Annotated in this window: 18 protein-coding genes; 6 read left to right on the top strand and 12 right to left on the bottom strand. The window is 72.4% G+C overall.

Features of this window, described 5'->3' with window-relative positions; translation table 11 throughout:
- Nucleotides 1-46 precede the first annotated feature (46 nt).
- The 3 genes from ACIBFB_RS10025 (at nucleotide 47) to bioB (ending at nucleotide 6,279) form a co-directional block, all read left to right on the top strand.
- Nucleotides 47-1,627, top strand: coding sequence for a hypothetical protein (locus tag ACIBFB_RS10025; protein WP_397228319.1), 1,581 nt, complete (start codon nucleotides 47-49; stop codon nucleotides 1,625-1,627).
- Nucleotides 1,628-1,726: 99 nt separating this feature from the next.
- The gene (locus ACIBFB_RS10020; protein ID WP_397228317.1) at nucleotides 1,727-5,035 is read left to right on the top strand and encodes a right-handed parallel beta-helix repeat-containing protein; all 3,309 of its coding nucleotides are present in this window, start codon (nucleotides 1,727-1,729) and stop codon (nucleotides 5,033-5,035) included.
- Between the two features lie 182 nt (nucleotides 5,036-5,217).
- Nucleotides 5,218-6,279 carry a biotin synthase BioB gene (bioB, locus tag ACIBFB_RS10015; protein WP_397228315.1) on the top strand — a complete coding sequence of 354 codons (1,062 nt, stop codon included), beginning with the start codon at nucleotides 5,218-5,220 and terminating at the stop codon, nucleotides 6,277-6,279.
- Nucleotides 6,280-6,335: 56 nt separating this feature from the next.
- On the opposite strand, the gene ACIBFB_RS10010 is transcribed toward bioB, so the two are convergent.
- Nucleotides 6,336-6,611 (bottom strand): YiaA/YiaB family inner membrane protein, encoded by a 276-nt coding sequence (locus tag ACIBFB_RS10010; RefSeq protein WP_397228313.1) that lies wholly within the window; start codon nucleotides 6,609-6,611, stop codon nucleotides 6,336-6,338.
- Nucleotides 6,612-6,663: 52 nt separating this feature from the next.
- Nucleotides 6,664-8,607: an ABC transporter ATP-binding protein gene (locus tag ACIBFB_RS10005; RefSeq protein WP_397228311.1), complete on the bottom strand. Its 1,944-nt coding sequence runs from the start codon at nucleotides 8,605-8,607 to the stop codon at nucleotides 6,664-6,666.
- A 474-nt stretch (nucleotides 8,608-9,081) separates the two neighbouring features.
- Here ACIBFB_RS10005 and ACIBFB_RS10000 point away from each other — a divergent pair, with 474 nt between their 5' ends.
- A complete protein-coding gene (locus ACIBFB_RS10000; RefSeq protein ID WP_397228309.1) occupies nucleotides 9,082-10,467 on the top strand; it encodes a serine hydrolase domain-containing protein in 1,386 nt (461 codons plus the stop codon).
- Here the strand turns inward: ACIBFB_RS10000 and ACIBFB_RS09995 are convergent.
- The 3 genes from ACIBFB_RS09995 to ACIBFB_RS09985 form a co-directional block, all read right to left on the bottom strand.
- Nucleotides 10,418-11,308, bottom strand: a complete 891-nt coding sequence (locus ACIBFB_RS09995) for an MBL fold metallo-hydrolase (protein WP_397228307.1) — start codon at nucleotides 11,306-11,308, stop codon at nucleotides 10,418-10,420. The two genes, ACIBFB_RS10000 and ACIBFB_RS09995, sit on opposite strands and share 50 nt — an antisense overlap.
- Before the next feature lie 89 nt (nucleotides 11,309-11,397).
- Nucleotides 11,398-11,877: an SRPBCC family protein gene (locus ACIBFB_RS09990; RefSeq protein WP_397228305.1), complete on the bottom strand. Its 480-nt coding sequence runs from the start codon at nucleotides 11,875-11,877 to the stop codon at nucleotides 11,398-11,400.
- A 51-nt stretch (nucleotides 11,878-11,928) separates the two neighbouring features.
- Nucleotides 11,929-12,708, bottom strand: a complete 780-nt coding sequence (locus ACIBFB_RS09985; protein ID WP_397228303.1) for an oxidoreductase — start codon at nucleotides 12,706-12,708, stop codon at nucleotides 11,929-11,931.
- Nucleotides 12,709-12,787: 79 nt separating this feature from the next.
- Between ACIBFB_RS09985 and ACIBFB_RS09980 the strand changes: the two genes are divergently transcribed.
- The gene (locus ACIBFB_RS09980; protein WP_397228301.1) at nucleotides 12,788-13,228 is read left to right on the top strand and encodes a MarR family winged helix-turn-helix transcriptional regulator; all 441 of its coding nucleotides are present in this window, start codon (nucleotides 12,788-12,790) and stop codon (nucleotides 13,226-13,228) included.
- Between the two features lie 165 nt (nucleotides 13,229-13,393).
- On the opposite strand, the gene ACIBFB_RS09975 is transcribed toward ACIBFB_RS09980, so the two are convergent.
- The 3 genes from ACIBFB_RS09975 to ACIBFB_RS09965 form a co-directional block, all read right to left on the bottom strand.
- Complete coding sequence (locus ACIBFB_RS09975; protein WP_397228299.1) at nucleotides 13,394-14,605, bottom strand: cation:proton antiporter; 1,212 nt, start codon at nucleotides 14,603-14,605, stop codon at nucleotides 13,394-13,396.
- A gap of 95 nt (nucleotides 14,606-14,700) precedes the next feature.
- Nucleotides 14,701-15,555 (bottom strand): siderophore-interacting protein, encoded by an 855-nt coding sequence (locus ACIBFB_RS09970; RefSeq protein WP_397228297.1) that lies wholly within the window; start codon nucleotides 15,553-15,555, stop codon nucleotides 14,701-14,703.
- Nucleotides 15,556-15,671: 116 nt separating this feature from the next.
- Nucleotides 15,672-16,787 carry an NAD(P)/FAD-dependent oxidoreductase gene (locus tag ACIBFB_RS09965; protein ID WP_397228295.1) on the bottom strand — a complete coding sequence of 372 codons (1,116 nt, stop codon included), beginning with the start codon at nucleotides 16,785-16,787 and terminating at the stop codon, nucleotides 15,672-15,674.
- Between the two features lie 129 nt (nucleotides 16,788-16,916).
- Here ACIBFB_RS09965 and ddaH point away from each other — a divergent pair, with 129 nt between their 5' ends.
- Nucleotides 16,917-17,696 (top strand): dimethylargininase, encoded by a 780-nt coding sequence (gene ddaH, locus ACIBFB_RS09960; RefSeq protein WP_397228293.1) that lies wholly within the window; start codon nucleotides 16,917-16,919, stop codon nucleotides 17,694-17,696.
- A 31-nt stretch (nucleotides 17,697-17,727) separates the two neighbouring features.
- Here ddaH and ACIBFB_RS09955 read toward each other — a convergent pair whose 3' ends face one another.
- The 4 genes from ACIBFB_RS09955 to ACIBFB_RS09940 form a co-directional block, all read right to left on the bottom strand.
- Entirely contained in the window at nucleotides 17,728-18,294 is a 567-nt protein-coding gene (locus tag ACIBFB_RS09955) for a Clp protease N-terminal domain-containing protein (RefSeq protein WP_397228291.1), read from the bottom strand.
- Between the two features lie 9 nt (nucleotides 18,295-18,303).
- Nucleotides 18,304-18,504 (bottom strand): helix-turn-helix domain-containing protein, encoded by a 201-nt coding sequence (locus ACIBFB_RS09950; protein WP_397228289.1) that lies wholly within the window; start codon nucleotides 18,502-18,504, stop codon nucleotides 18,304-18,306.
- Between the two features lie 68 nt (nucleotides 18,505-18,572).
- Nucleotides 18,573-19,412, bottom strand: a complete 840-nt coding sequence (locus ACIBFB_RS09945) for an ABC transporter permease (RefSeq protein ID WP_397228287.1) — start codon at nucleotides 19,410-19,412, stop codon at nucleotides 18,573-18,575.
- Nucleotides 19,409-20,434, bottom strand: coding sequence for an ATP-binding cassette domain-containing protein (locus ACIBFB_RS09940; protein WP_397228285.1), 1,026 nt, complete (start codon nucleotides 20,432-20,434; stop codon nucleotides 19,409-19,411). The genes ACIBFB_RS09945 and ACIBFB_RS09940 overlap by 4 nt, the downstream gene beginning before the upstream one ends.
- Nucleotides 20,435-20,634 lie beyond the last annotated feature (200 nt).

The following is a 20,634-nucleotide window of genomic DNA, read 5'->3' as shown; positions in this document are numbered from 1 at the left end:
CGCGGCGCCCGACCGCCTCCGCGCGGTTCCCCGGAAAGGACCACCGATGACCGACACCCCCGAGCGGCGCGGCCAGACCCCGGGCGACCAGGTGTCGGCCGCGGACATCCAGGCCGGACTGGCCGGAGCGGCCGTCCCGGAGGCTCCGCCCGCCTCGCCCGCTCCCCGCCGGGTGACCGGTGCGCCCGCGACCGCGCGGACCCCGGACGCCGCGCCCGCGGCCGAGGCGACGTCCCCACCCGGGCGGGCCGAACTCCACAGCACCGTCACCCCGAACACGGGTGAGGACCAGGCCCTGGCGGAGTCCGCGCTGGACCGCCCCAGCAAGCCGGTCCTGGCCGGGGCCGCCATCGCCGGGCTGCTGCTCGTCGTCGCTCCGTTCGCCTTCTCGACCGGTGTGCAGAACGGAACCTGGCTGACGTCGATCCCCCTCTCGTCCGGGGGCTCCCTCGGCGACGGCGCGGCCCAGGGCACGGCCGCCGAGGCGGCCGACACCGCCACGAGGGCCTCCGGCGGCGACGGCTCGGCCGCGGGCACCTCGGGCGAGACCACGGACGGATCCGACCCCGGCCAGGAGACCGGGGGCGGCACCGGCAGCGAATCGGGCGGGGAGGACCCCGGATACATCCCCGAGGCGCTCCCCCAGGAATCCGGCACACCGGCCTTCCCCGAGACGGGCGGCAGTGAACGGAACGACGTGGCGGCCGACACCCCGGCCGGCTCCGCGGGCGACGTCGCGTCCCAGCGGTCGGACACGGCGCCGGAGCGGTCAGGCGAGGCCGCGGAGGAGCCGGGGACCGGTACGGCGTCGGATCAGGACACGACGGGGAACGAGGAGGCGGACGGCGGCACGGACACCCAGGACACCCCGGCCGCGGCCGACACCCCGGAGGGGACCCCCGCCGACACCGGCGCCGGGTCGACCGCGCAAGGGGGCGGGAGCGCCTCCGACGCGTCGGAGCCCGCGACCGAGGGCGCCGCGAACACCCTCGCGGACGAGGACGGCGCGACCGCCGAGGGCGACACCACCGCACCCGAGTCGGACCAGGGCGGCGGCTCGATCCTGGAGGACTCCGTCCAGAGCAACGGCGCCGCGCCCCCGGAACCGTTCACCGCCATCACCGGCCCCGGCTGCCTGGCCTCCCCCGGCGCCGTCTACGACCGAGTGGGCCGATGGGACAGCGCCGAGGGAACGTCCAGCTGGGCCACCCGACCCGGCGGCTACGGCCAGGAGGGCTGCGACGGCGGGTACGAGGCCATCCCCGTCTCGGGGAACGCGGACTACGGTGACGGACAGTACGCGTTCTGGGCGTTCTCCCCCGGCCACCCGAACGCGACCTGCGAGATCTACCTCTTCGTCCCCGACGACGAGAGCCCGCGGTGGGTCGCGGAGACCGAGGCGACCTACCAGATCTTCTCCGGTCCCCGGCCCGAGGGCGACGCGATCGCCGTCTTCGGGATCACCCAGGCGAACGTGCGCGGGGCCTGGGTCCAGGTCACCGGATTCACCTCGCCGACGGAGGAGTTCACCGTCCAACTGACCAACGTCGGCGAGAATCCGCTCGCCGACCAGGAGCACGCCAGCTCGCACGTCGCCGCGTCGGCCGTGCGCGCGACCTGCTCCTGACCCACGCCGCCACCGGGTGGGGCGGACTCCCCGGCCGCCCCACCCGCACCGCCGGGCCACCGCCTGGAGGTCGGTACACGAGAAATGGAAGAAGCACCGATGGCCAGGCAACTCCTCAGCGTCGCACCGGACGGAACCGACCAGCACCGGACGATCACCGACGCGGTCAAGGCGGCCAGGAGCGGAGCGCTCATCACCATCGCCCCCGGGCGCTACGCGGAGAACCTCGTCCTGCTCAAGGTGGTCACACTGGTGGCCCGCGACGGGCGCGGCAGCGTGGAGATCAGCTCGGACTCCCAGAGCGCGGTGGTGTCCGGGGCCGAGGCGGTCAAGCTCTCCGGCCTCATCCTGCGCGGCCGCGACAAGGACAGACCCGCGGTGGACATCCCCGCCGGGCAGCTGGAGATGGCCGACTGCGAGGTCGACGGCGCCGCCTGGACGGCGGTGTCGGTGCGCGGCAACGGCGCCCTCGCCATGCGCGAGAGCCGGGTGACCTGCTCCGCCGGGGCGGGCGTCGTGGTCACCTCGCCGGAGTCGACCGTCATCGAGGACTGCGTCATCGAGGACGTCGACACCAGCGCCCTGGTCATCGGTGAGACCGGACGCCCCACCGTTCACTCGTGCACCCTGCGCGGGGCGGGCGGCAACGGGGTCTTCGCCAGCGGCCAGGCCGGCGGAGTCATCCAGGACTGCGTCATCACGGACGTCAAGAAGCCCGCGATCGCCCTGGAGGAGGACGCCGCCACCACCCTGCGCGGCACCCGCGTGCACCACGTCGCGGGTGACGGCGTGACCGTCTCCAGCCGCGCGCGCCCGCTGATCGAGGACTGCGTCGTCGAGGACGTGGGCAAGCGGGGCATCGCGGTGCACAGCGGTTCCGACCCCCAGGTCTCCCGCCTGACCGTGGCGCGCTCCGAGGAGGCGGGCATCCACCTGTCCGGACGTGCCCGGGGGCAGTTCACCGAGTGCGAGGTGGCCGAGACCAGGGGCGACGGCGTGTGCGCCGAGGACGGCGCCGCGACCGCCTTCATCGGGCTCACCGTGCGCGGCGGCACCGGCACCCGGCTGCGCGGCGGGAGCACCGTCGAGTTCGACCGCGGTCTGATCACCGGCAGCCAGGGACCCGGCGTGGTCATCGAGGACTGCGCCCCCTTCCTGCGCGGTGTGGCCGTCACCGACACCCGGGGGCAGGGAGTGGAGTTCCTGGGCAACGGCCACGGCCGCCTGGAGGACGTGACCCTGGAACGGACCGGCAAGGCCGCCGTCTCCGTCACCGGCGAGTCCCGTCCGCTGCTCACCGGACTCCAGATCAGCGAGAGCCGCGACACCGGCGTCACGGTCGGCGCCGGAGCCAAGGCGGACCTGCGCGACTGCGACATCTCCTCGTGCACGGGCGACGGACTCTCGGTCCAGAACGAGGGCGAGGCGAGCGTGCTGCGCTCGCGCGTCTACCACGGCAAGCGCAACGGCGTGCTGGTGGCCGCGGGCGGAACCGCCTCGCTGCGGCGGTGCGAGATCTTCGGCAACGCCGGCGACGGCATCCTCATCCACTCGCGCGAGGACGTCGTCGTGGAGGACTGCTCGGTGCGGGACAACGTACGGGCGGGCCTGCGCCAGACCGTGCGGAGCGAACGCGTCCGGGCCGAGGAGCTGCTCAGCCACGGCAACGGCGCACCCGACACCTACGGCGAGGAGGCCGGGACCCCGCTGCCCGCGTCGGTGGCCGCCCCCGCCGACACCGGCGCGGAGGAGGCCGAGGAGTCCCAGGGGCCGCTCGCCGAGCTCGACGCCCTGGTCGGGTTGGGCAACGTCAAGCACGAGGTCAAGACGCTCGTCAAGCGCAACCAGATGGCCAAGCGGCGCGCGGAGATGGGGCTGCCGACACCGCCGATGAGCCGCCACCTCGTCTTCGGCGGAGCCCCCGGTACCGGCAAGACCACCGTGGCCCGGCTGTACGGCCGGATCCTGGCGGAGCTGGACGTCCTGCGTTACGGGCACGTCGTCGAAGTGGCGCGTGCCGACCTGGTGTCGCAGTACGTCGGCGGCACGGCGATCAAGACCACCGAGGTGTTCGAGCGGGCCAAGGGCGGCGTCCTGTTCGTCGACGAGGCCTACACGCTCTCCGCCGGCTCCGAGGGCGGTGGCGGCGGCCCCGACTTCGGGCGGGAGGCGATCGACACGCTGGTCAAGCTGATGGAGGACCACCGCGACGAGGTGGTCGTCATCGTCGCCGGATACACCGAGGACATGGACCGCTTCCTGACGGCCAACCCCGGTCTGGCCTCGCGGTTCAGCAAGACGATCGAGTTCGAGAACTACGCGGTCGACGAACTCGTGCAGATCGTCCGCCTCCTGTGCGACGCGCACGGCTACGTGATGGACGAGAGCACGGTCGAGGTGCTGAGCGCCCACTTCGAGCAGGTCCCCAAGGGCCCGGCGTTCGGCAACGGCCGCGAGGCGCGCAAGGTCTTCGAGACGATGATCGACCGGCAGGCCTACCGGCTGGGCGGCGACGCCCCGGACGACCCCTCGGAGATGGCCCGCCTCATGCCCGCCGACCTCGGCCCGGAGATCGAGGCCGCGGCCGAGCCCGCGACCTCGGTCGACGAGGTGGCGGCCCTGCGCGAGGAACTGGACGCGATGATCGGCCTCAGCGACGTCAAGACCACCGTCAACGACCTGGCCAACCTCCTGGTGATGTCCGAGCAGCGCAGGTCCCTGGGGCTGCCGGTGGCGGCCATGAGCCACCACCTCGTGTTCGCCGGTCCTCCCGGTACCGGTAAGACGACGGTCGCGCGGCTGTACGGGCGGCTCCTGAAGACGCTGGGCGTCCTTCCCGGCGGACAGGTCGTGGAGACGGCCCGCTCCGACCTCGTCGGGCGCTACGTCGGGCACACCGCGCAGATGACCGCCGAGGTGTTCGAGCGGGCCAGGGGCGGCGTCCTGTTCGTCGACGAGGCCTACACCCTGGCGCCCCGGGGCAACAGCGGGTCGGACTTCGGCCAGGAGGCGATCGACACGCTGGTCAAGCTGATGGAGGACCACCGCGACGAGGTGGTCGTCATCGTCGCCGGATACACCCGCGAGATGCAGCGGTTCCTGGACTCCAACCCCGGGTTGGCCTCCCGGTTCAACCACCGGGTCGAGTTCCCCTCCTACAGCGACGGCGAGCTGGTCACGATCGTGGAGCGGATGGCGTCCGGGTCCGGCTACACGTGCTCCCCCGACACGCTGGCCGCGCTCGGGGAGCACTTCTCCGGGGTGGAGCGCGACGCCAACTTCGGCAACGCCCGCTACGCGCGCCAGGTCCTGGAACGGATGATCACCCGTCAGGCCGGGCGCCTGGTCGGCGTCGGCAACCCCACCCGGGAGGACTTCACCACGCTGCTGGTGGAGGACATCCCGTAGCGGGTCGCGGCCCCGGACCGACGCGCCCGGGGCCGCGGCGCCTGAACGACGAGGAGCGGCTCTCCGCGGTGACCGCGCAACCGCCTGGCCAGGGAAACAGCCGGTGAGCACAAGACTTGGGCCGTGATTTTGGCGGGTTCGGCGGATGCGCTCCGTCCGGACCACACTCCAGGATCGTCACCGTGACGACTTTCCACTCTCTGGCCGACAAGGCCCTCCGACGTGAGACGCCCACCCGCGACGAGCTCCGCCAGGTCCTGAGCGGCTCCGACGACGACCTGATGGACCTCGTCGCCGCCGCCTTCCGGGTCCGCCTGCGGTACTTCGGCCGCCGGGTCAAGCTCAACTACCTCGTGAACATGAAGAGTGGACTGTGCCCGGAGGACTGCTTCTACTGTTCCCAGCGGCTCGGCTCCGACGCGGGCACCCTCAAGTACACCTGGCTCAAGCCCGACCAGACCCGTGAGGCGGTCTCCGCCGGTGTCCAGGCCGGTGCCACCCGGGTGTGCCTCGTCGCCAGCGGGCGCGGTCCCACCGACCGCGACGTCGACCGCCTGGCCCCCACCATCTCCGACATCAAGTCCGAGTTCCCCGGCGTCGAGGTGTGCGCCTGCCTGGGGCTGCTCTCCGAAGGCCAGGCCGACCGCCTGCGCGACGCGGGCGCGGACGCCTACAACCACAACCTCAACACCTCCGAGGAACGCTACGCCGACATCTGCACCACCCACGAGTTCTCCGACCGGGTGGAGACCGTCGAACAGGCCAAGCACGCGGGGCTGTCCCCCTGCTCGGGCCTGATCGCGGGGATGAAGGAGAGCGACGACGACCTCATCGACGCCCTCCTGGCCCTGCGCGACCTGGAGCCGGACTCGGTGCCGGTCAACTTCCTCATGCCCTTCGAGGGCACCCCGCTGGAGGGCACCTGGGAGCTCACCCCCCAGCGCTGCCTGCGCATCGTGGCCGCCGCGCGCTTCGTCTTCCCCGACGTCGAGGTGCGCCTGGCCGGAGGACGCGAGATCCACCTGCGCAGCCTCCAGCCTCTGGCGCTGCACATCGCCAACTCGATCTTCCTGGGCGACTACCTCACCAGCGAGGGCCAGGCCGGCAGGGCCGACCGGGAGATGATCGAGGACGCCGGGTTCGAGATCCAGGGCGCCGGCGAGCCGACGCTGCCGAACGAGCGCCACGACCTGCTCAAGGCGCGCCAGCGTGGCGCTGGAACCGCTCTTCCGCCCAACGCCTGAGCCACCGGCGCGCCCGGGTGCGGCGTCGCCGGGACTCCCCGGCGACGCCGCACCGGCTATTGCGGCTGCCCGCTCCAGACCGGCGCCTGCTGGTAGTGCTGGGCCAACTCCTCCGCGATCGCGTCCTCCTGGCGGTCGCGCACGCACTTGGCCAGGGTGAAGGTCGACGTGATCACGAACAGCACGCTCATGCCGAGGAAGGCGCGCATCCACAGGTCGACGGGCAGGTAGACGATGCCGACGCCCGCTCCGACGGAGGACACCGCGAAGGCGATGACCGACTGGAGGTAGAACTGGGACGTGGACCGGGGGCGTGTGCTGGGGGTGCTCATGGGTCCATCGTGGCGCGGTCGCCGCGGCGGCGCCTGAGTACGCCTACTCAGCTCATCCCTCCTGGTAGGCGCTGGCCTGCATCCGCCACAGCTCCCGGTAGTGGTCGCACGCGTCCATGAGCTCCTCGTGGGTGCCCTGCGCCAGGACCCGGCCGCCCTCCAGCACGATGATCACGTCGGCCGGACGCACCGACGCCAACCGGTGAGTGATGAGCACGACCGTCGCCCCCGTCCGCCCGGCGTGCTCGTGCACCGACCGGAAGAACCGGTGCTCGGCCCGCGCGTCCAGGGCCGAGGTCGGCTCGTCCACGATCAGCAGCGGGACGCCGTTCGCGTCGGCCCGGTAGAACGCCCGCGCCGCCGCGATCCGCTGCCACTGTCCCCCGGACGGCTCCACCCCCTGGGCGAACGACGTGTCCAGCATCGTCTCCCACCCGTGCGGCAACCCCTCGACGACGGCGTCCGCGTGGCTGGCTTCGGCGGCGCGGTCCAGTCGGGCACGGTCCATCGGACCGCCCATGACGACGTTCGCGCGCGCCGTCATCGGCCAGTGCGTGTGGTCCTGGGCCATGACCGCGATGCGCCGGCGCAGGCTGTGCGCGTCGACCCGCGCCAGGTCGACCCCGTCCCAGCACACCCGGCCCCGGTCCGGCGTGTACAGGCCCGCCAACAGCTTGGCCAGGGTCGACTTGCCCGACCCGTTCTCCCCCACCAGCGCCACGGTCACTCCGCGCGGCAGCGTCAGGTCGACGTCGGTCAGCGCGGGCGCGGGCGCCTCCTCGTCGTCGCCGGGGTAGGCGAACGTCACGCCCTCGACCCTGATCCGCCCGAACCCGGCCGGGGCCTCCGGTAGCGCGGGCGAGGGCGTCAGGGCCACCGCGGTCTCGGCCAGGTCCAGGAAGTCAGCGAAGTACAGCCCCGACTCGTACACCCTGCTCACGCCGTCCAGCGCGTTGCTGAGCGCCCCCTGGGCGACGCGGATCGCCACCACCGCCGCGCCGCCGGCGGCGATCGGCACCGTGCCCTGGACCAGCAGCCACCCGAGCGCGACGAACGCCGACAGCGTCACCAGGCCGCTCAGGGTGTCGCCGCCCAACCTGATCAGCGACGTGCGGGTGGCCAGGCCCATGTGCACGGCCACCTCGCGCTCCCCCAGCCGTTCGTACTGGGCGCACAGCACGTCCTCCATGTCGTACGAGCGGATCTCGCTGGCGTTGTGCTGGTCCAGCATGATCCGCTGGAGCAGCCACTTGCGGCGGCGCGCCTCGGTCAGGGCGAGCATCGCCCGGTAGCGCAGCCGCGCGGCGGCCGCCGACCCCCACCACTGCGGCACCAACGCGAGCAGCAGCAACGGCACCAGCGCCGGGTGCAGGGCCCCGAGCACACCGGCCGCGGCCGCGACGCCGACCAGACCGGACAGCACGTCGATCGTGTGGCGCACCAGTGTGCCCGCCTCCTCGGTTCCGCGCGCGTAGCCGCGGAACACCTGGTTGTTGAAGGCGGTGGAGTCGAACGCGCCGCGCACGACGCCGGTGGTGAGCCGGTTGAAGTCGCGCTCGGCGGCGAACACGACCTGCGGCTCCAACCTGGCCTGCGACCGTCCCGCCAGGGTGGAGCACACCCCGCGCGCGAGCATCGCCACCGCCAGCAGTACGAGCGAGGGCAGCGCGCCCAGTACCCGCTCCGGGGTGGGCACGGCGGCGAACAGTTGCTCCAACACCCCAGTGGTCATGACCAGGGCCCAGGCGGTGGCCGCGCCCGCGCCCAGGTTCCACACCGCGGTCGCCACCAGGTCGGCGCGGTTGGCCCGCCATCCCAGGCGCAGGGCCTGGCCCACCAGGGCGGGCATCCTGCGCCCGACCGTGACCCAGTTCGCCTTGGCCGCCTCGTCCGCGTAGGCGAGGTAGCGGGCGGGGGCGAGCTCGGCCTCGACGGTGCCGGGGTCGTCGGCGGGTTCGTGCGGGTCGACGGTGTCGGTCGACGGGGTCACTGACACTACGGATTCCTCCACGGCTGTCGGGTCGGGTGACGATCATGACCACAGCCAGTGACCGTGCGCGGCCGGGTTTTCCGGTTGCGGACGGCCCGCATCGACCCGCGCCCGCCCCGCTCCGCGCGCACACCCCCGACCGCCTGGGGATCGCCGATCCGCCCACGCTCCGACAGGCGTACGAAAATCGCGGGGATAGGTCACCCCCGGAACTGGGACGGATGAGGTCGTCCGGACCTGGGGACGACCGCAGCCCGAGGTCGGTGGCCAGCACCATCGCCACGGTCGCGCGCCGTGGCTAACCTGCCACGAATGACCACCCCACACCCACTGTCCGACAACCCCCGACGCTCCCCCCGTCCGCCGCGCGCCGCACTTCGCGCCGCCGTGGTCCTCGCGGCCGTGCTCTCGGCAACCACCGTGCCTCCGGCGGGTGCCGATTGCACCGAGGCACCGACGCCCGCCGCAATCGACACGGTCGTGCGCGAGTACCAGGAGGCGTCGGGCGTCCCCGGCGTCGCCGTGGCCGTCACCCAGGGCACGCGCGTCGTCCACGCGCGGGGCTACGGCACCACGCCCTCGGGCCGGCCCGTCACCGCGCACACCCCGATGGCCCTGGCCTCGGTCAGCAAGTCCTTCACCGCGATGGCCGTCCTCCAGCTGGCCGAGTCGGGCGAGGTGGACCTCGACGAGACCGTGGTGACCTACCTTCCCGAGTTCACCATGGCCGACCCCCGGGCCGCGCGGATCACCGTGCGCCAACTCCTCGACCAGACCTCAGGGATGTCCGACACCACGTTCCCCGCCTTCACGCGCGACCAACCTGCCACCCTGCGCGAGGCCGTGGCGAGCATGCGCACCGGCCGGCTGGCCGCCGATCCCGGTGCGCGCCACGAGTACCACAACCCCAACTTCCAGGTCGCGGCCCGGCTCGTCGAGGTCGTCACCGACCGGCCGTTCGCCGAACAGCTCCAGGAGTCCGTCCTCGACCCGCTCGGGATGCACGACAGCACCACGGTCGACACCGAGCGCGACCTTCCCGCCAGCGGGCACGGGCACCTCAAGGTCCTCGGGCACCCGGTGGCGGCGCCCGAACCGCCCGCTTTCGGGAACGGTTCCGGCGGCATGATCGGCACCGCCGACGACATGGCCGCATGGTTGGTCGCGCAGAACAACGGCGGCCGGGGGCCCGACGGGACCCGCATCGCCTCACCCCGGACCCTAGCCCTGGCGCACACCCCCTCACCCGCGTCCGGCTCCTACGCCCTGGGCTGGTCGGTGGGCGAGACCCCGTCGGGCGCGCCGATCGTCGAACACGGCGGTGACCTGTTCACGTCGACCGCCTACCAGGCGCTCCTCCCCGATACCGGGCACGGCGTCGCGGTCATGGCCAACACCGGCATGGCCTACGGGGACGCCCAGGCCGTCGGCGCCGCGCTGATCGCCCTGCTGGAGGAGGAACCGCCCGAGCCCGTGCCGGGAACGGCGCTGGTGTGGGCAGACGCGGCCTTCCTCCTCCTGGCCGCGCTCACCGCCGCGGCGACCTGGCGCGGTGTGCGCCGTTCGCGTCGCTGGGCGCGACGCGGCGCGGAGCGGAGCGGCTCAGCCTCGCCGTGGTGCGGCTCCTACCGCTGGCCCTGCCGTTCCTGCTGTTCGCCGTGGTCCACCGGATCGTCAGCCTCCTGTACCGGGGGCGCGACGTCGCCTGGATCCAGGTCTCCTACCTCTACCCGACCGTCATGGCTCTCCTGGCCGTCGCCGCCCTGGGATGCGCACTCCTCGTCGGCGCCCGCGTCGTCGCCCTGGTCCGCGCCGCCTACTCCTGATGGCCCAGCCTCACGACCATGTTCGGGTGGCGGTCGCTGAGCGCCTTCAGCGCGAGCAGGCTCTTGATGCTGGGTTCGCGCTCCTGCAGGTAGGTTCCGGGCTCGACACCGTTGTCCCAACCCCAGCGCGTGTGGCAGACGTCCCCGGTCATGAGCACGGCGCCTTCTGCGGTGCGGGCGAGGTAGGAGACGTGTCCGGCGGTGTGGCCCGGGGTCAGGATCGCGAAGAACGAGCCGTCGCCGAACACGTCGTTGACCCCTTCGAGCCTTCCGCCCGGGTCCTTCGTGAACTGGAGTTCCTCGAGCGGCGGCCGTCCGGCCAGGAGGTGGTTGTTCGTTCCCTGGGCGAACAGGTTCAGGAACAGCGATGCCTCCGCCTCATCGGCGCCGGTGTAGATGGGGACGTCCTTGGGAACGTCCGGGAGCCCGGAAACGTGATCGAGGTGGAGGTGGGTCATGAAGACCCCGTTCAGAGGAACTCCCTCAGCCTCGATGATCTCCGCGGTGCTCCGCTGTGGGCGCATCTTCTCGATGCCTCCGTACTTCCTGAGCATCATTCCGACCCCCACGCCCACGGGGTCCTCCACCAGCCGCCGGGAAACACCCGTGTCCACCAGGAAGAAACCCTGCGTCGGGTGCCGCACGACGTGGGCGTAGATCTTGATGGGCTCCTTGTGGTCGGTGATCCCCGCCGCAACGGCCTTCGGGTGCTTGATGTTGAGCAGCCCCGTGATGGATGCCTCCCAGTCCGCGCCGATCGTCTTGACCTCGACCGGCCCTGGCTCGTCGATCACGGACTCCATGGCCGCCGCGCTGATCGGCGCGCCGATACGGGCAGGCTTCGCCTGATGGGTCGTGGTCTTGAAGGTGAGCATTTTCATGGTTGAACTCCTATTCCTTGATAACTGGTGACCGGCGCGGATCGTCCCGCAAGCCGTGAGGCCGCGGGCCCGTTCCGGCCGACGTGCCGCTACTGACCGACGCGCTGCTCGCGGGCATAGGCGTCGAGGCGGACGAGTTCCCTGACGTAGACGCGGTGCAACCTGCGCGGCGCGATGATCCGCTCGACGAAGCCGGCGACGCCGGTCTCGCCATCGAAACGGGAGGTGATGTTCACCAGCGCTCGCTCGCCTTGCGGGGTCACGGTGAACGTCGTCACGAGGCCGGAGCCGCCTGTGTCGGTCTGGACCAGGGTTCGGCCCGGCTCCGGCGCGGTGACCTGCATCCGAAGCTCCCGGACGCCCCCGGCGAAGTCAATCCTGAACCGGACGACGCTGCCCGTTCCCACGCCGCCCTCCTCGACGCGGAAGTCGTAAAAGGGGGGCGGCAGGAACCGGGAGTGAAGTCGCATGTCCGCCAGGTACCGGTAAACCTCGTCCGCGGGAGCGTCAATAGTGCGCTCGGCGGACGCGACGACGACGTGAGCCATGGGTCTGACCTCCATGTTCATGGGTTGAAGTGCTGGATTCCGCGCGCCGCCGAGGCGGGCTCGATAGCTGGTTCAGACCGTCTTGATGGTGCCGCCGTCGATGATGTAGTCGGCGCCGGTGATGTTGCCGGCCACGTCGGACAGCAGGAATGCGACCAGGGCCGCGACCTCCTCGGCTTCGCTCATGCGGCCGGTCGTGATGTTCTGGGACTTCGCGATCTGCTGGACGAAGTCGGCGAGGCTGACACCTGCTGCCGTGGCCATCTGGGCGACCGGGCCGTTGGGGTCCTCGTAAACGGTGGTGCGGACCAGGCCGGGGGAGACGGTGTTCACGCGCACGCCCTGGGGGCCGAACTCCTCGGACAGGGACTTGCCGAGCGCGGTGACCGCCGCCTTGACGGCGCTGTAGCTGGCCGGGACGCCCAGGGGCATCCGGGCGACGGTGGAGGAGATGTTGACGATCGCCCCGCGGCGCTCGATCAGGCTGGGCAGGGCCGCGCGCGTGGCGCGGACGGTGGCGAGCACGTTGATGTCGAACATGCGGGTCCACTGGGTGTCGTCGGCGTCGAGGAAGCCCATGACGGCCTCGTCCCCGCCGCCCACGTTGTTCACCAGGAGGTCGATGCCGCCCAGTTCGGCCAGGGCGCCGTCGATGAGGGCGGCGACGCCTTCCGCGGTGCTCAGGTCCGCCGACACGGTGTGGGCGCCGGTTTCCTTCAGTTCGGGCGTGATGGTGCGCGCGGCGCCCACGACGCGGACGCCCTCGTCGATCAGGGTCCGGACGGTGGCCAGTCCGATGCCCCGGCTGGCGCCGGTGACGACGGCGGTCCTGCCCGTGAGGTTGAGGATCATGAGGTTCCTCCAATGCATATGACTTTAATGCTTAAAGTCATATCTATCATGGGTTGAAGCAGTCCGCTAGTCTGGAGGCATGGCGATGACGCAGGCGCAGGCGGAAGCGCAATGGGAGCTGGGCAAGCTGGTGCACGACCTGGACATGCAGAGCAACGCGCGCATGCGCGAATGGGTGACCGGGCTCGGTCTGACCGTCGCGCAGGCCTCGGCCCTGCGCGAGATGACCGGTCCGATGACCATGCGCGAGCTGGCCGGGCGGATGAGCTGCGAACCGTCCAACGCCACCGTCGTGATCGACAAGCTGGAGACCCTGCGGCTGATCGAGCGCCGTCCCCACCCCACCGACCGCCGGGCCAAGCAGCTCGTCCTGACCCCGGAGGGCGCCGGGCTGCGGGAACGGCTGCTGAAGGTCCTGACCGAGGAACCCCTGTTCGCCGGCCTGACGCAGGACGAGCAGGACGCGCTTCAGGGTCTGCTCAAGCGCGCCCTCTCCCGCGCTGACATCCTCCAGGCCTGACGGCGTCGGACAGCCGAACGCACACGGACGGGTGTGCGAGGGGCCTGCTCGGATACCCGTGAGCGCATGAGGGCACCAGACGGCCTGGGCTCGGGATGGAGCAGCCTTGCCGCCGCGCCCGGCGCGCCCACCGCCGCGTTCGCGGACCTGGGCGTCGCGTCGCCGCTACCCGTCGGCGGCGTGCGACTCCTTCCGCACCCGCTCGCGCCCGACCAGAGCCAGGCCGACCTGGGGGAACAGCAGTACCGAGACCATGCCCGCGCCGACCAGCGCGGCGGCGTGCGCCGAGTTCATGTCACCGGCGCGGGTCCCGATCGTGGTCAGCACCACCAGCAGCGGCAGCGCCGTCGAGGCGAACAGCCCCAGGGCCAGGCCCTCGTGGCGGTTCAGTCCGTTGCGGCACAGCAGCCACACGGGAAGCCCCCGCACCAGGAGGAACAGGAGCGCGAACAGCGGCACGGTCGCCATCGCGCCCCAGTCCTCCACCAGCGCCTCAAGGTCGAACCGGACCCCGGTCACCACGAAGAACATCGGGATGAACAGGCCGTAGGACACGGCCGTCATGCGCGTCTCGACCTGCTCGACCTCCCCCGGGTGGTTGGCGAACAGCATGATCCGGACGACGATCCCCGCGGCGAAGGACCCCAGCACGCTGTCCAGGCCCAACTCGGTGGACACCCACAGCATGAACACCACGATCAACAGGCACAGCCGGACCGCCATCTGGGCACTGGTGCCCAGCGTCACCCGGACCAGCCGCTGGACCCGCGCGGGTGTCCCCCGGCTCGTCCGCCAGACCGCCAGCGCGGCCACGGCGAAGAAGGCCAGCAGGAGGAGCGACCCGGTCAGGGGACGGTAGCCGCTGAGCAGCAGCGAGATCACGACGATGGGCGCGAACTCCCCCACCGTCCCCGAGGCGAGTACACGCGCCCCCAGGCCCGTTCCGAGCACTCCGGAGTCGCGCAGGATCGGCAGCACGGTCCCCAATGCCGTGGTGGTCAGCGCGAGACCGATGATCAGCGTCGCCTGCGACCACCCGATCATCAGCCAGGCCGTCCCCAGCCCCAGGCCGAGGGTGACCGCCCACGCCGCACCCGCCCGGCTCAGTGTCCCTCGCGTCACCCTGGTCACATCGATCTCGTAACCGGCCATGAACATCAACAGGGCCAGTCCCATGCTGGAGGCGGCCGTGACGACCGCGGTCTCCTCGACCACACCGAGCCCCGACGGGCCGATGAGGACGCCCAGGGCGATCTCCAACACCACGCCCGGCAGGACCACCCAGCGGGCGAGCACGTCCACCGCCAGCGGCGCCGCGACCGCCGCGGTCAGGATGACCAGGATCGGGGTCAGACTCGTCAGGGTCTCGGGCTCCACCGGTCCCGCCTTTCCGCGGCGCGCACTCCCACCAGGCCATCCTGGCGAACGCGCGCCCCGAACCGGTGGAGCCGCGCCCTGACGCCGCGTCGGCCTCACACCTCCTGGTGCAGGGCCACCTTCTCGCGCGCGTCGGCCATGTCCTCACCGGTGGGGGCGTCGTCCTGGGTCAGGGTCCGCCGCCAGTACCCGGTGAAGTCGACGTCCTTCCTATTCATCCGACGGTCGCCGACCAGGTGGCGGCGCAGGGCACGCACCATGCCCGCCTCCCCCGCGATCCACGCGCCCACCCTGCCCGGGGGCAGGTCGGCGGCGCGCAGGGCCACCACCAGGCGGTCCCCGTGCGCGGCCTGGCCGCGGTGGATCCACCGCACGTCCGCGTCGGCGCGGGTGGGCAGGGGCAGTTCCTCACCCGCGTCGCGGACCTCGACCAGGACGAGGGCGCGCCGCCCCTCCGGCAGGCTCTCCAGCAGAGTGCCGATGGCGGGCAGGGCGGTCTCGTCGCCGGCCAGCAGCAGACCGTCGGGGGTGGCGGTGTCGAAGGGCAGGGCGTACTCGGGAGAGGGGCCGACCATGCCCAGGACCGCGCCCGGCCGGACCCGGCGCGCCCAGCGCGTGGCGGGCCCGTCGTCGCCGTGCACGACGAAGTCGATGTCGAGGGTCCCCCGCTCGGGGTCGTGGCCGCGCACGGTGAAGGCGCGCATCCAGGGGCGCTCGTCGTCCGGCAGGGCGGTGTAGGCCTCGTACCACGACATCAGGTCGCCGTCGGCCCTGGGCATGCGGGGCCGTTCCTGGCCGTCGCGGGGGAAGTAGAGCCTGACCTGCTGGTCAGGCCCGCCCAGGAAACCGGAGGTCAGATCGTCCCCGGTGAAGGTCACCCGCACCATGTGCGGGGTGAGGTGGCGCGACGCGGTGACACGAAGGTGGCGGACGGGCGTTCTCTGGCTCACCAAAACTCCTTAGAATAGCTGTTCGGCCCGGTATTCTCAAGGGCGGAACTCAAGTTCTAGCAAGCGTTTTCGCGGAAATGTCAAATGGGAATGGGCATGAATTACTGTGACTCGCGTCACATTTCCTGGGGGCGATCGGGCCGGAACTCCGCCAGGTCGCATCCCGGGTCCTCGCCCATCGCCAACCGGGCGGCGACCAACCCCTGGTAGGGCCCGAACGTCAGGCCCTCCGCTCCCAGCCCCGTCGCGACCACGACCCCCGGCAGCCGTTCGACCCGTCCCAGCAGCTGGCGGCCGTCGTGCGTGCCCGGCCGGAAGCCCACCCGCGTCTCCACGACCGAGGCCTCGGCCAACCCCGGCAGGACCTCCACCGCCGTGGACAGGTTGTGCAGCAGCCCGCTCGCGGTCACCCTGCGGTCGAACCCCGCGTCGGGCTCGACCGTCCCGCCCGTGACCACCCGGTCGGGGCCGAAGGCGCACACGTAGTACTCGCGTTCCCCGAAGCGGACCACCGGCCAGGCACGGGTGTCGCGCCCCGGCAGCGCGAAGTGCGTCATCTGCCCGCGCACCGGGAACACCGGCAACTCCACCCCCGCCATCGTCAGCAGCCGCGCCGACCACGCCCCCGCGGCGACGATGACCACGTCGGCCTCCAGCTGCTCGCCGCCCACGAGCACCCCGGTCACGCGGTGCCCGTTCCACGCCAGGTGCGCGTCGCCCTTGTGGTACCGCAGCCCCCGCTCCTCGGCCGCGTTGAACAGCGCGGTGCGCGCCCGGCGCCCGTCCAGCCGCGCCATCCCCTCGACGTACACGCCTCCGTAGTCCTCGGGCACCAGCGGGAACCTGCGGGTCGCCTCCCCCGGGGACAGCCGTTCCACCCGCCCCATGGTGGCGAACTCCGGCCGTCCGGCCAGGGATCGCACCAGGTCGTACCCGGCGTCGCCCCCCTCCCGGTCCACCGACATCCCGCCGACCGCCTCGTAACCGGTCACCTGCCCGTCCTCGGCCAGCTCGGCCATCAGGGCGGGGTAGTGCGCGGCCGCCCGCGCCTTGAACTCCCACGAGCCCGGCGTGTCCCAGGGGAACGGCCAGGGGAACACGACCCCGGTCCCGGCCGAGGTGGCCTGCCCCGAGTGCGAGGCGTCCACCAGCGCGGTGGACACGCCCTTCCTGGCCAGGTGGAAGGCCGCGCTCATCCCCACGATTCCGCCGCCGACAACGATCACGTCCATGTGCCCACCCTGCCGCGCGAGCGGGTCGCGGACAAGACGGACGACCCGCGTGCCGCGTCCGGGAACCGGGGCGGACCGCGCGGTACGTTGAGCTCTCCCGCACCCCGTCACCGCATCCCGGGAGGCCACGTGGACGGACACACCAGCCCCGGTCTGGCGCTCACCCGCAGGCCCAGCCCCCGCATGGAACAGGGCATCGTCACCCACGTTCCCCGCTCGCCGGTCGATCCCGTGCTGGCCATGCGCCAGTTCGTCATCTACCAGGAGGCGCTGGCCTCGGCCGGCTGGCGGGTGGTCGAGGCCGAGCCCGCGCCGGACCTGCCCGACTCCGTGTTCGTCGAGGACGCCGTGGTGGTCTGCGAGGATCTGGCGGTGCTGACCCGCCCCGGCGCCGAGGAGCGCCGGGGCGAGGTCGAGGGCGTGGAGGCGGCGGTCCGGTCGCTCGGCCTCCGGGTCGCGCGCGTGGAGGCCCCCGGCACGCTGGACGGCGGCGACGTGCTCCAGGTGGGCGAGACCGTGTACGTCGGTGTGGGCGGTCGGACCAACGCCGAGGGCGCCGGCCAGCTGGCACGGCTGCTCAAACCGCTGGGGCGGGAGGTCCGCCGGGTCGCGCTGGGGTCGGTGCTGCACCTGAAGTCGGCGGTGACCGCGCTGCCCGACGGAACGCTGATCGGCCTGCCCGAGCTCGTGGACGCCGGGGCCCTGCCGCCGATCCGGCGGGCCCCCGAGGAGCCGGGGGCGCACGTCCTTCCCCTGGGCGGAAGGGACGTACTGGTCAGCGCCGCCGCGCACGCGACCATCCACGAACTGACCGCCGACCACTGGCGGGTCCTGCCGGTGGACGTCTCGGAGTTCGAGAGGATGGAGGGCTGCGTCACCTGTCTGAGCGTGCTCGTGCCCGGACGGTGAGCCCGGCGGCCCGGCCCGCGGACCCGTGGGGTCAGGCGGCGTCGTCGAGCGCGGCCCGGACGTGCCGACGGGCCTCCTCGTAGGTCAGACCGTGTTCGGCGACCACCGCGGCCATGGATTCGGGGAGGCCCTGGCGCAACAGCGCGAGCAGGATGTGGCCCGTGCCGATCGCCTTGTGCCTGAGGGCCAGGCACTCACGCAGGCTCAGCTCCAGGACCTTCCTGGCCTCGGCGTCGAAGGCGCCGCCGAGCCGCCCCCGCTTGCGGGAGCGCCGCGCCGAGGGGTCCGGACGCAGGGCGTCCGGGCCGAAGGACTCCTCGATCCTGCGGAAGACCGCGTCGGTGTCCACGCCCACGGAGCGCAGGGCCGCGATCTCGTCGTCGGTGAGCCCGGCGGGCCCGTCCTGGCGCCCGGCTCCCCCCAGGGCGTCGCGGGTGATGCCGTGGTCGGCGAGGATCCGCGCTCCGGTGCTGTCGGCGCGGTCCGCGAGGGCGAGCATCAGCTGCCCGGGGCCGACCCTGTCCTCGCCCCGGTCGGCCGCCGACGCGACGGAGCCGCGGACGGTCTCCCGTGCCTCCTTGGTGAAACGCTCGAACATCGTCTCCTCCTAGTCCTGGGTGCGGCGTGCGTGCTTCTGGTGGACCGCCTGGCGCGTGACCCCCAGCGCGTCGGCGATGGTCTGCCACGACCAGTTCCGGGCGCGGGCGTCGCGGACGTGCAGCGCCTCCAGGTGGTCGGCGAGCTTGCGCAGCGCGGCGACGGCTCTCAGTCCGGTCTCCGGGTCGACGGGGTCGGTTCTCTCAGCCACAGTGTCAATATAAGTTGACACGCATCGACTGTCAATAAAAATTGACACCTGAGCGGGCGAGCGCCGCCTCAGTGGTCGGGCCGGGAGAACCGGCGCGCCGCCACGAACAGGCACAGCACCCCGAATCCCGCCAACGCGGCCAACTCGACCGGCAGCGGAACCCGCGACCCCCAGACCTCCAGCCCCGCGAACAGCCCCGTCGGCGCCTGTCCGGGCAGGTGGGCGGTGAGCACGCGCCGCGCGGCGTCCACGGCGTAGGTCAGGGGGTTGAGCCCGGTCAGCGCGTCCAACCAGGGCGGCAGACCGCTGAGCGGGAAGAACGCCCCCGACAGGAACACCAGCGGGCCCAGGAGCAGCCCGGTGACGGCCTGGAACGTCTGCGCACCAGGCAGGGACACCGCGAGCAGGGCGCCCAGCGAGGTCATCGCGAACGCCGCGAGCGCCAGCACGGCCACGAACGACAACAGCAGGAGCAGGTCGTAGGGCACCTCCGCGGCGCCCGCGAACACCAGCAGCGCAGCCCCGTGGCACGTCGCCGTGGCCGTCCCCGCCAGCACCTTGCCCAGCAGCAGGGACTCCCGGCGCACGGGAGCCGCCAGCATCTCCCGCAGGAACCCGGACTCGCGGTCCCACAGGATCGAGGCGCCCGCCGCGAACGCGGGGGCCTGGACCGCCACCACCAGCACCCCCGGGAACAGGAAGGTCGCATAGCCGACGCCCGACTCCCCGTCCGGGACCACCGCCCCCAGCCCGATCCCGAGCGAGACCAGGATCAGCAGCGGCTGCAGCAGGCTGATCACCAGCCGCAGCCGCTCGCGTCCGAACGTGATCATCTCCCGCTGCCACACGGCGCCCACGGCGCGCGCCTCGGCGGCCAACCGCGGCCCGACCTCGCGCACGGCGATCACGGGGTCCTCCCCTCCGCGGCCGGGGAGCGCATGCTGCGGCCGGTGTAGTGCGCGAACACGTCGTCCAGGCTGGGCTGTGACACCGTCGCGGAGACGACCGCGCCCTCCAGGGCGGTGACGATCCGCGGCAGCATCGCCGCGCCGTCCCCGGTCTGGACCACCACCTGACCCTCGACCACGGTGGGGCGCACGTCGAGGGCGTCGGCGAGCACGCGGGCGTCGCGGTCGGGCGAGTCCGTGCGCACCCGGACGCTGTCGCGGCCGATGCGTGCCCGCAGGCCCTCGGGCGAGCCCAGCGCGACCACGCGCCCCCGGTCGAGGATGGCCAGCCGGTCGCAGTGGTCGGCCTCGGCCAGGTGGTGGGTGGTCAGCAGCACGGTGACGCCGGACTCACGCCTCATCCGGTGCACGTGGTGCCAGACCTCGGCCCGGCTGTGCGGGTCCAGGCCGACCGTCGGCTCGTCCAGGAACAGCACCCGGGGCCCGTGCAGCAGACCGCGGACGATCTCCAGGCGGCGCCTCATCCCGCCCGACAGCGTGCCCACCAGGCTGCGGCGCCGGTCGGCCAGTTCGGTGAGGGCGAGCATCGCGGTGACGCGCTCCCGGGCCCGGCGGCGCGGCACCCCGTGCAGGACGGCGTGGACGCGCAGGTTCTCCTCGACGGTGAGCCTGTCGTCCAGGGTCGTCTCCTGGAAGACCACGCCGATCGAGCGGCGGACGGCGGCCGGTCGGGTGCGCACGTCGTGCCCGGCCACCCACAGCCCCCCGCAGGTGGGCCGGATCAGCGCGCAGAGCATGGCGACGGTGGTGGACTTGCCCGCGCCGTTGGGCCCCAGGAGGCCGAAGATCTCCCCGGGGCGCACGAGCAGGTCCAACCCCCGGACGGCCTCGACGCCGGGGAAGGTCTTGACGAGCCCCTCGGCCCGGATCGCTGGTACCTCGGGCGGGGAAGCGGGCGCGGCCGCCTGGCGCAACGCGGCCGTCACTCCCATCGAGGCCGTGGGGGGCGTTTCGGGTTCCAATGCACTCCTCATGGGGCCAAGACGGGCGTGACCTGGCCGCCAGGTCGGGAAATCCGGTGACCGGGCCGTTCTCCGTGCGTGTCAAGGGGGATGCAAGTCTTCGGCAAAGCTACACGAGGTAGCACTCCTCTCACAATCAGTAGTCAGATCAAAGGAACCCGTGGCCGACGCCGTCTCCGAGCGGCTCACCCCCGACCGCG

Origin of the sequence: Nocardiopsis sp. NPDC050513 (assembly GCF_044457925.1) — a bacterium.
In the GTDB taxonomy this organism is placed as follows: Bacteria; Actinomycetota; Actinomycetes; order Streptosporangiales; family Streptosporangiaceae; genus Nocardiopsis.
This window is presented reverse-complemented; position numbering and strand designations above follow the sequence as displayed.

What these genes read in the sequence shown, in the direction of transcription:
- ACIBFB_RS10025 (WP_397228319.1), top strand. Translation starts at nt 47, where the DNA reads ATGACCGACACCCCCGAGCGGCGCGGCCAGACCCCGGGCGACCAGGTG.
- ACIBFB_RS10020 (WP_397228317.1), top strand. Translation starts at nt 1,727, where the DNA reads ATGGCCAGGCAACTCCTCAGCGTCGCACCGGACGGAACCGACCAGCAC.
- ACIBFB_RS10010 (WP_397228313.1), bottom strand. Translation starts at nt 6,611, where the DNA reads ATGAGCACCCCCAGCACACGCCCCCGGTCCACGTCCCAGTTCTACCTC.
- ACIBFB_RS09995 (WP_397228307.1), bottom strand. Translation starts at nt 11,308, where the DNA reads ATGAAAATGCTCACCTTCAAGACCACGACCCATCAGGCGAAGCCTGCC.
- ACIBFB_RS09990 (WP_397228305.1), bottom strand. Translation starts at nt 11,877, where the DNA reads ATGAACATGGAGGTCAGACCCATGGCTCACGTCGTCGTCGCGTCCGCC.
- ACIBFB_RS09985 (WP_397228303.1), bottom strand. Translation starts at nt 12,708, where the DNA reads ATGATCCTCAACCTCACGGGCAGGACCGCCGTCGTCACCGGCGCCAGC.
- ACIBFB_RS09980 (WP_397228301.1), top strand. Translation starts at nt 12,788, where the DNA reads ATGGCGATGACGCAGGCGCAGGCGGAAGCGCAATGGGAGCTGGGCAAG.
- ACIBFB_RS09965 (WP_397228295.1), bottom strand. Translation starts at nt 16,787, where the DNA reads ATGGACGTGATCGTTGTCGGCGGCGGAATCGTGGGGATGAGCGCGGCC.
- ACIBFB_RS09955 (WP_397228291.1), bottom strand. Translation starts at nt 18,294, where the DNA reads ATGTTCGAGCGTTTCACCAAGGAGGCACGGGAGACCGTCCGCGGCTCC.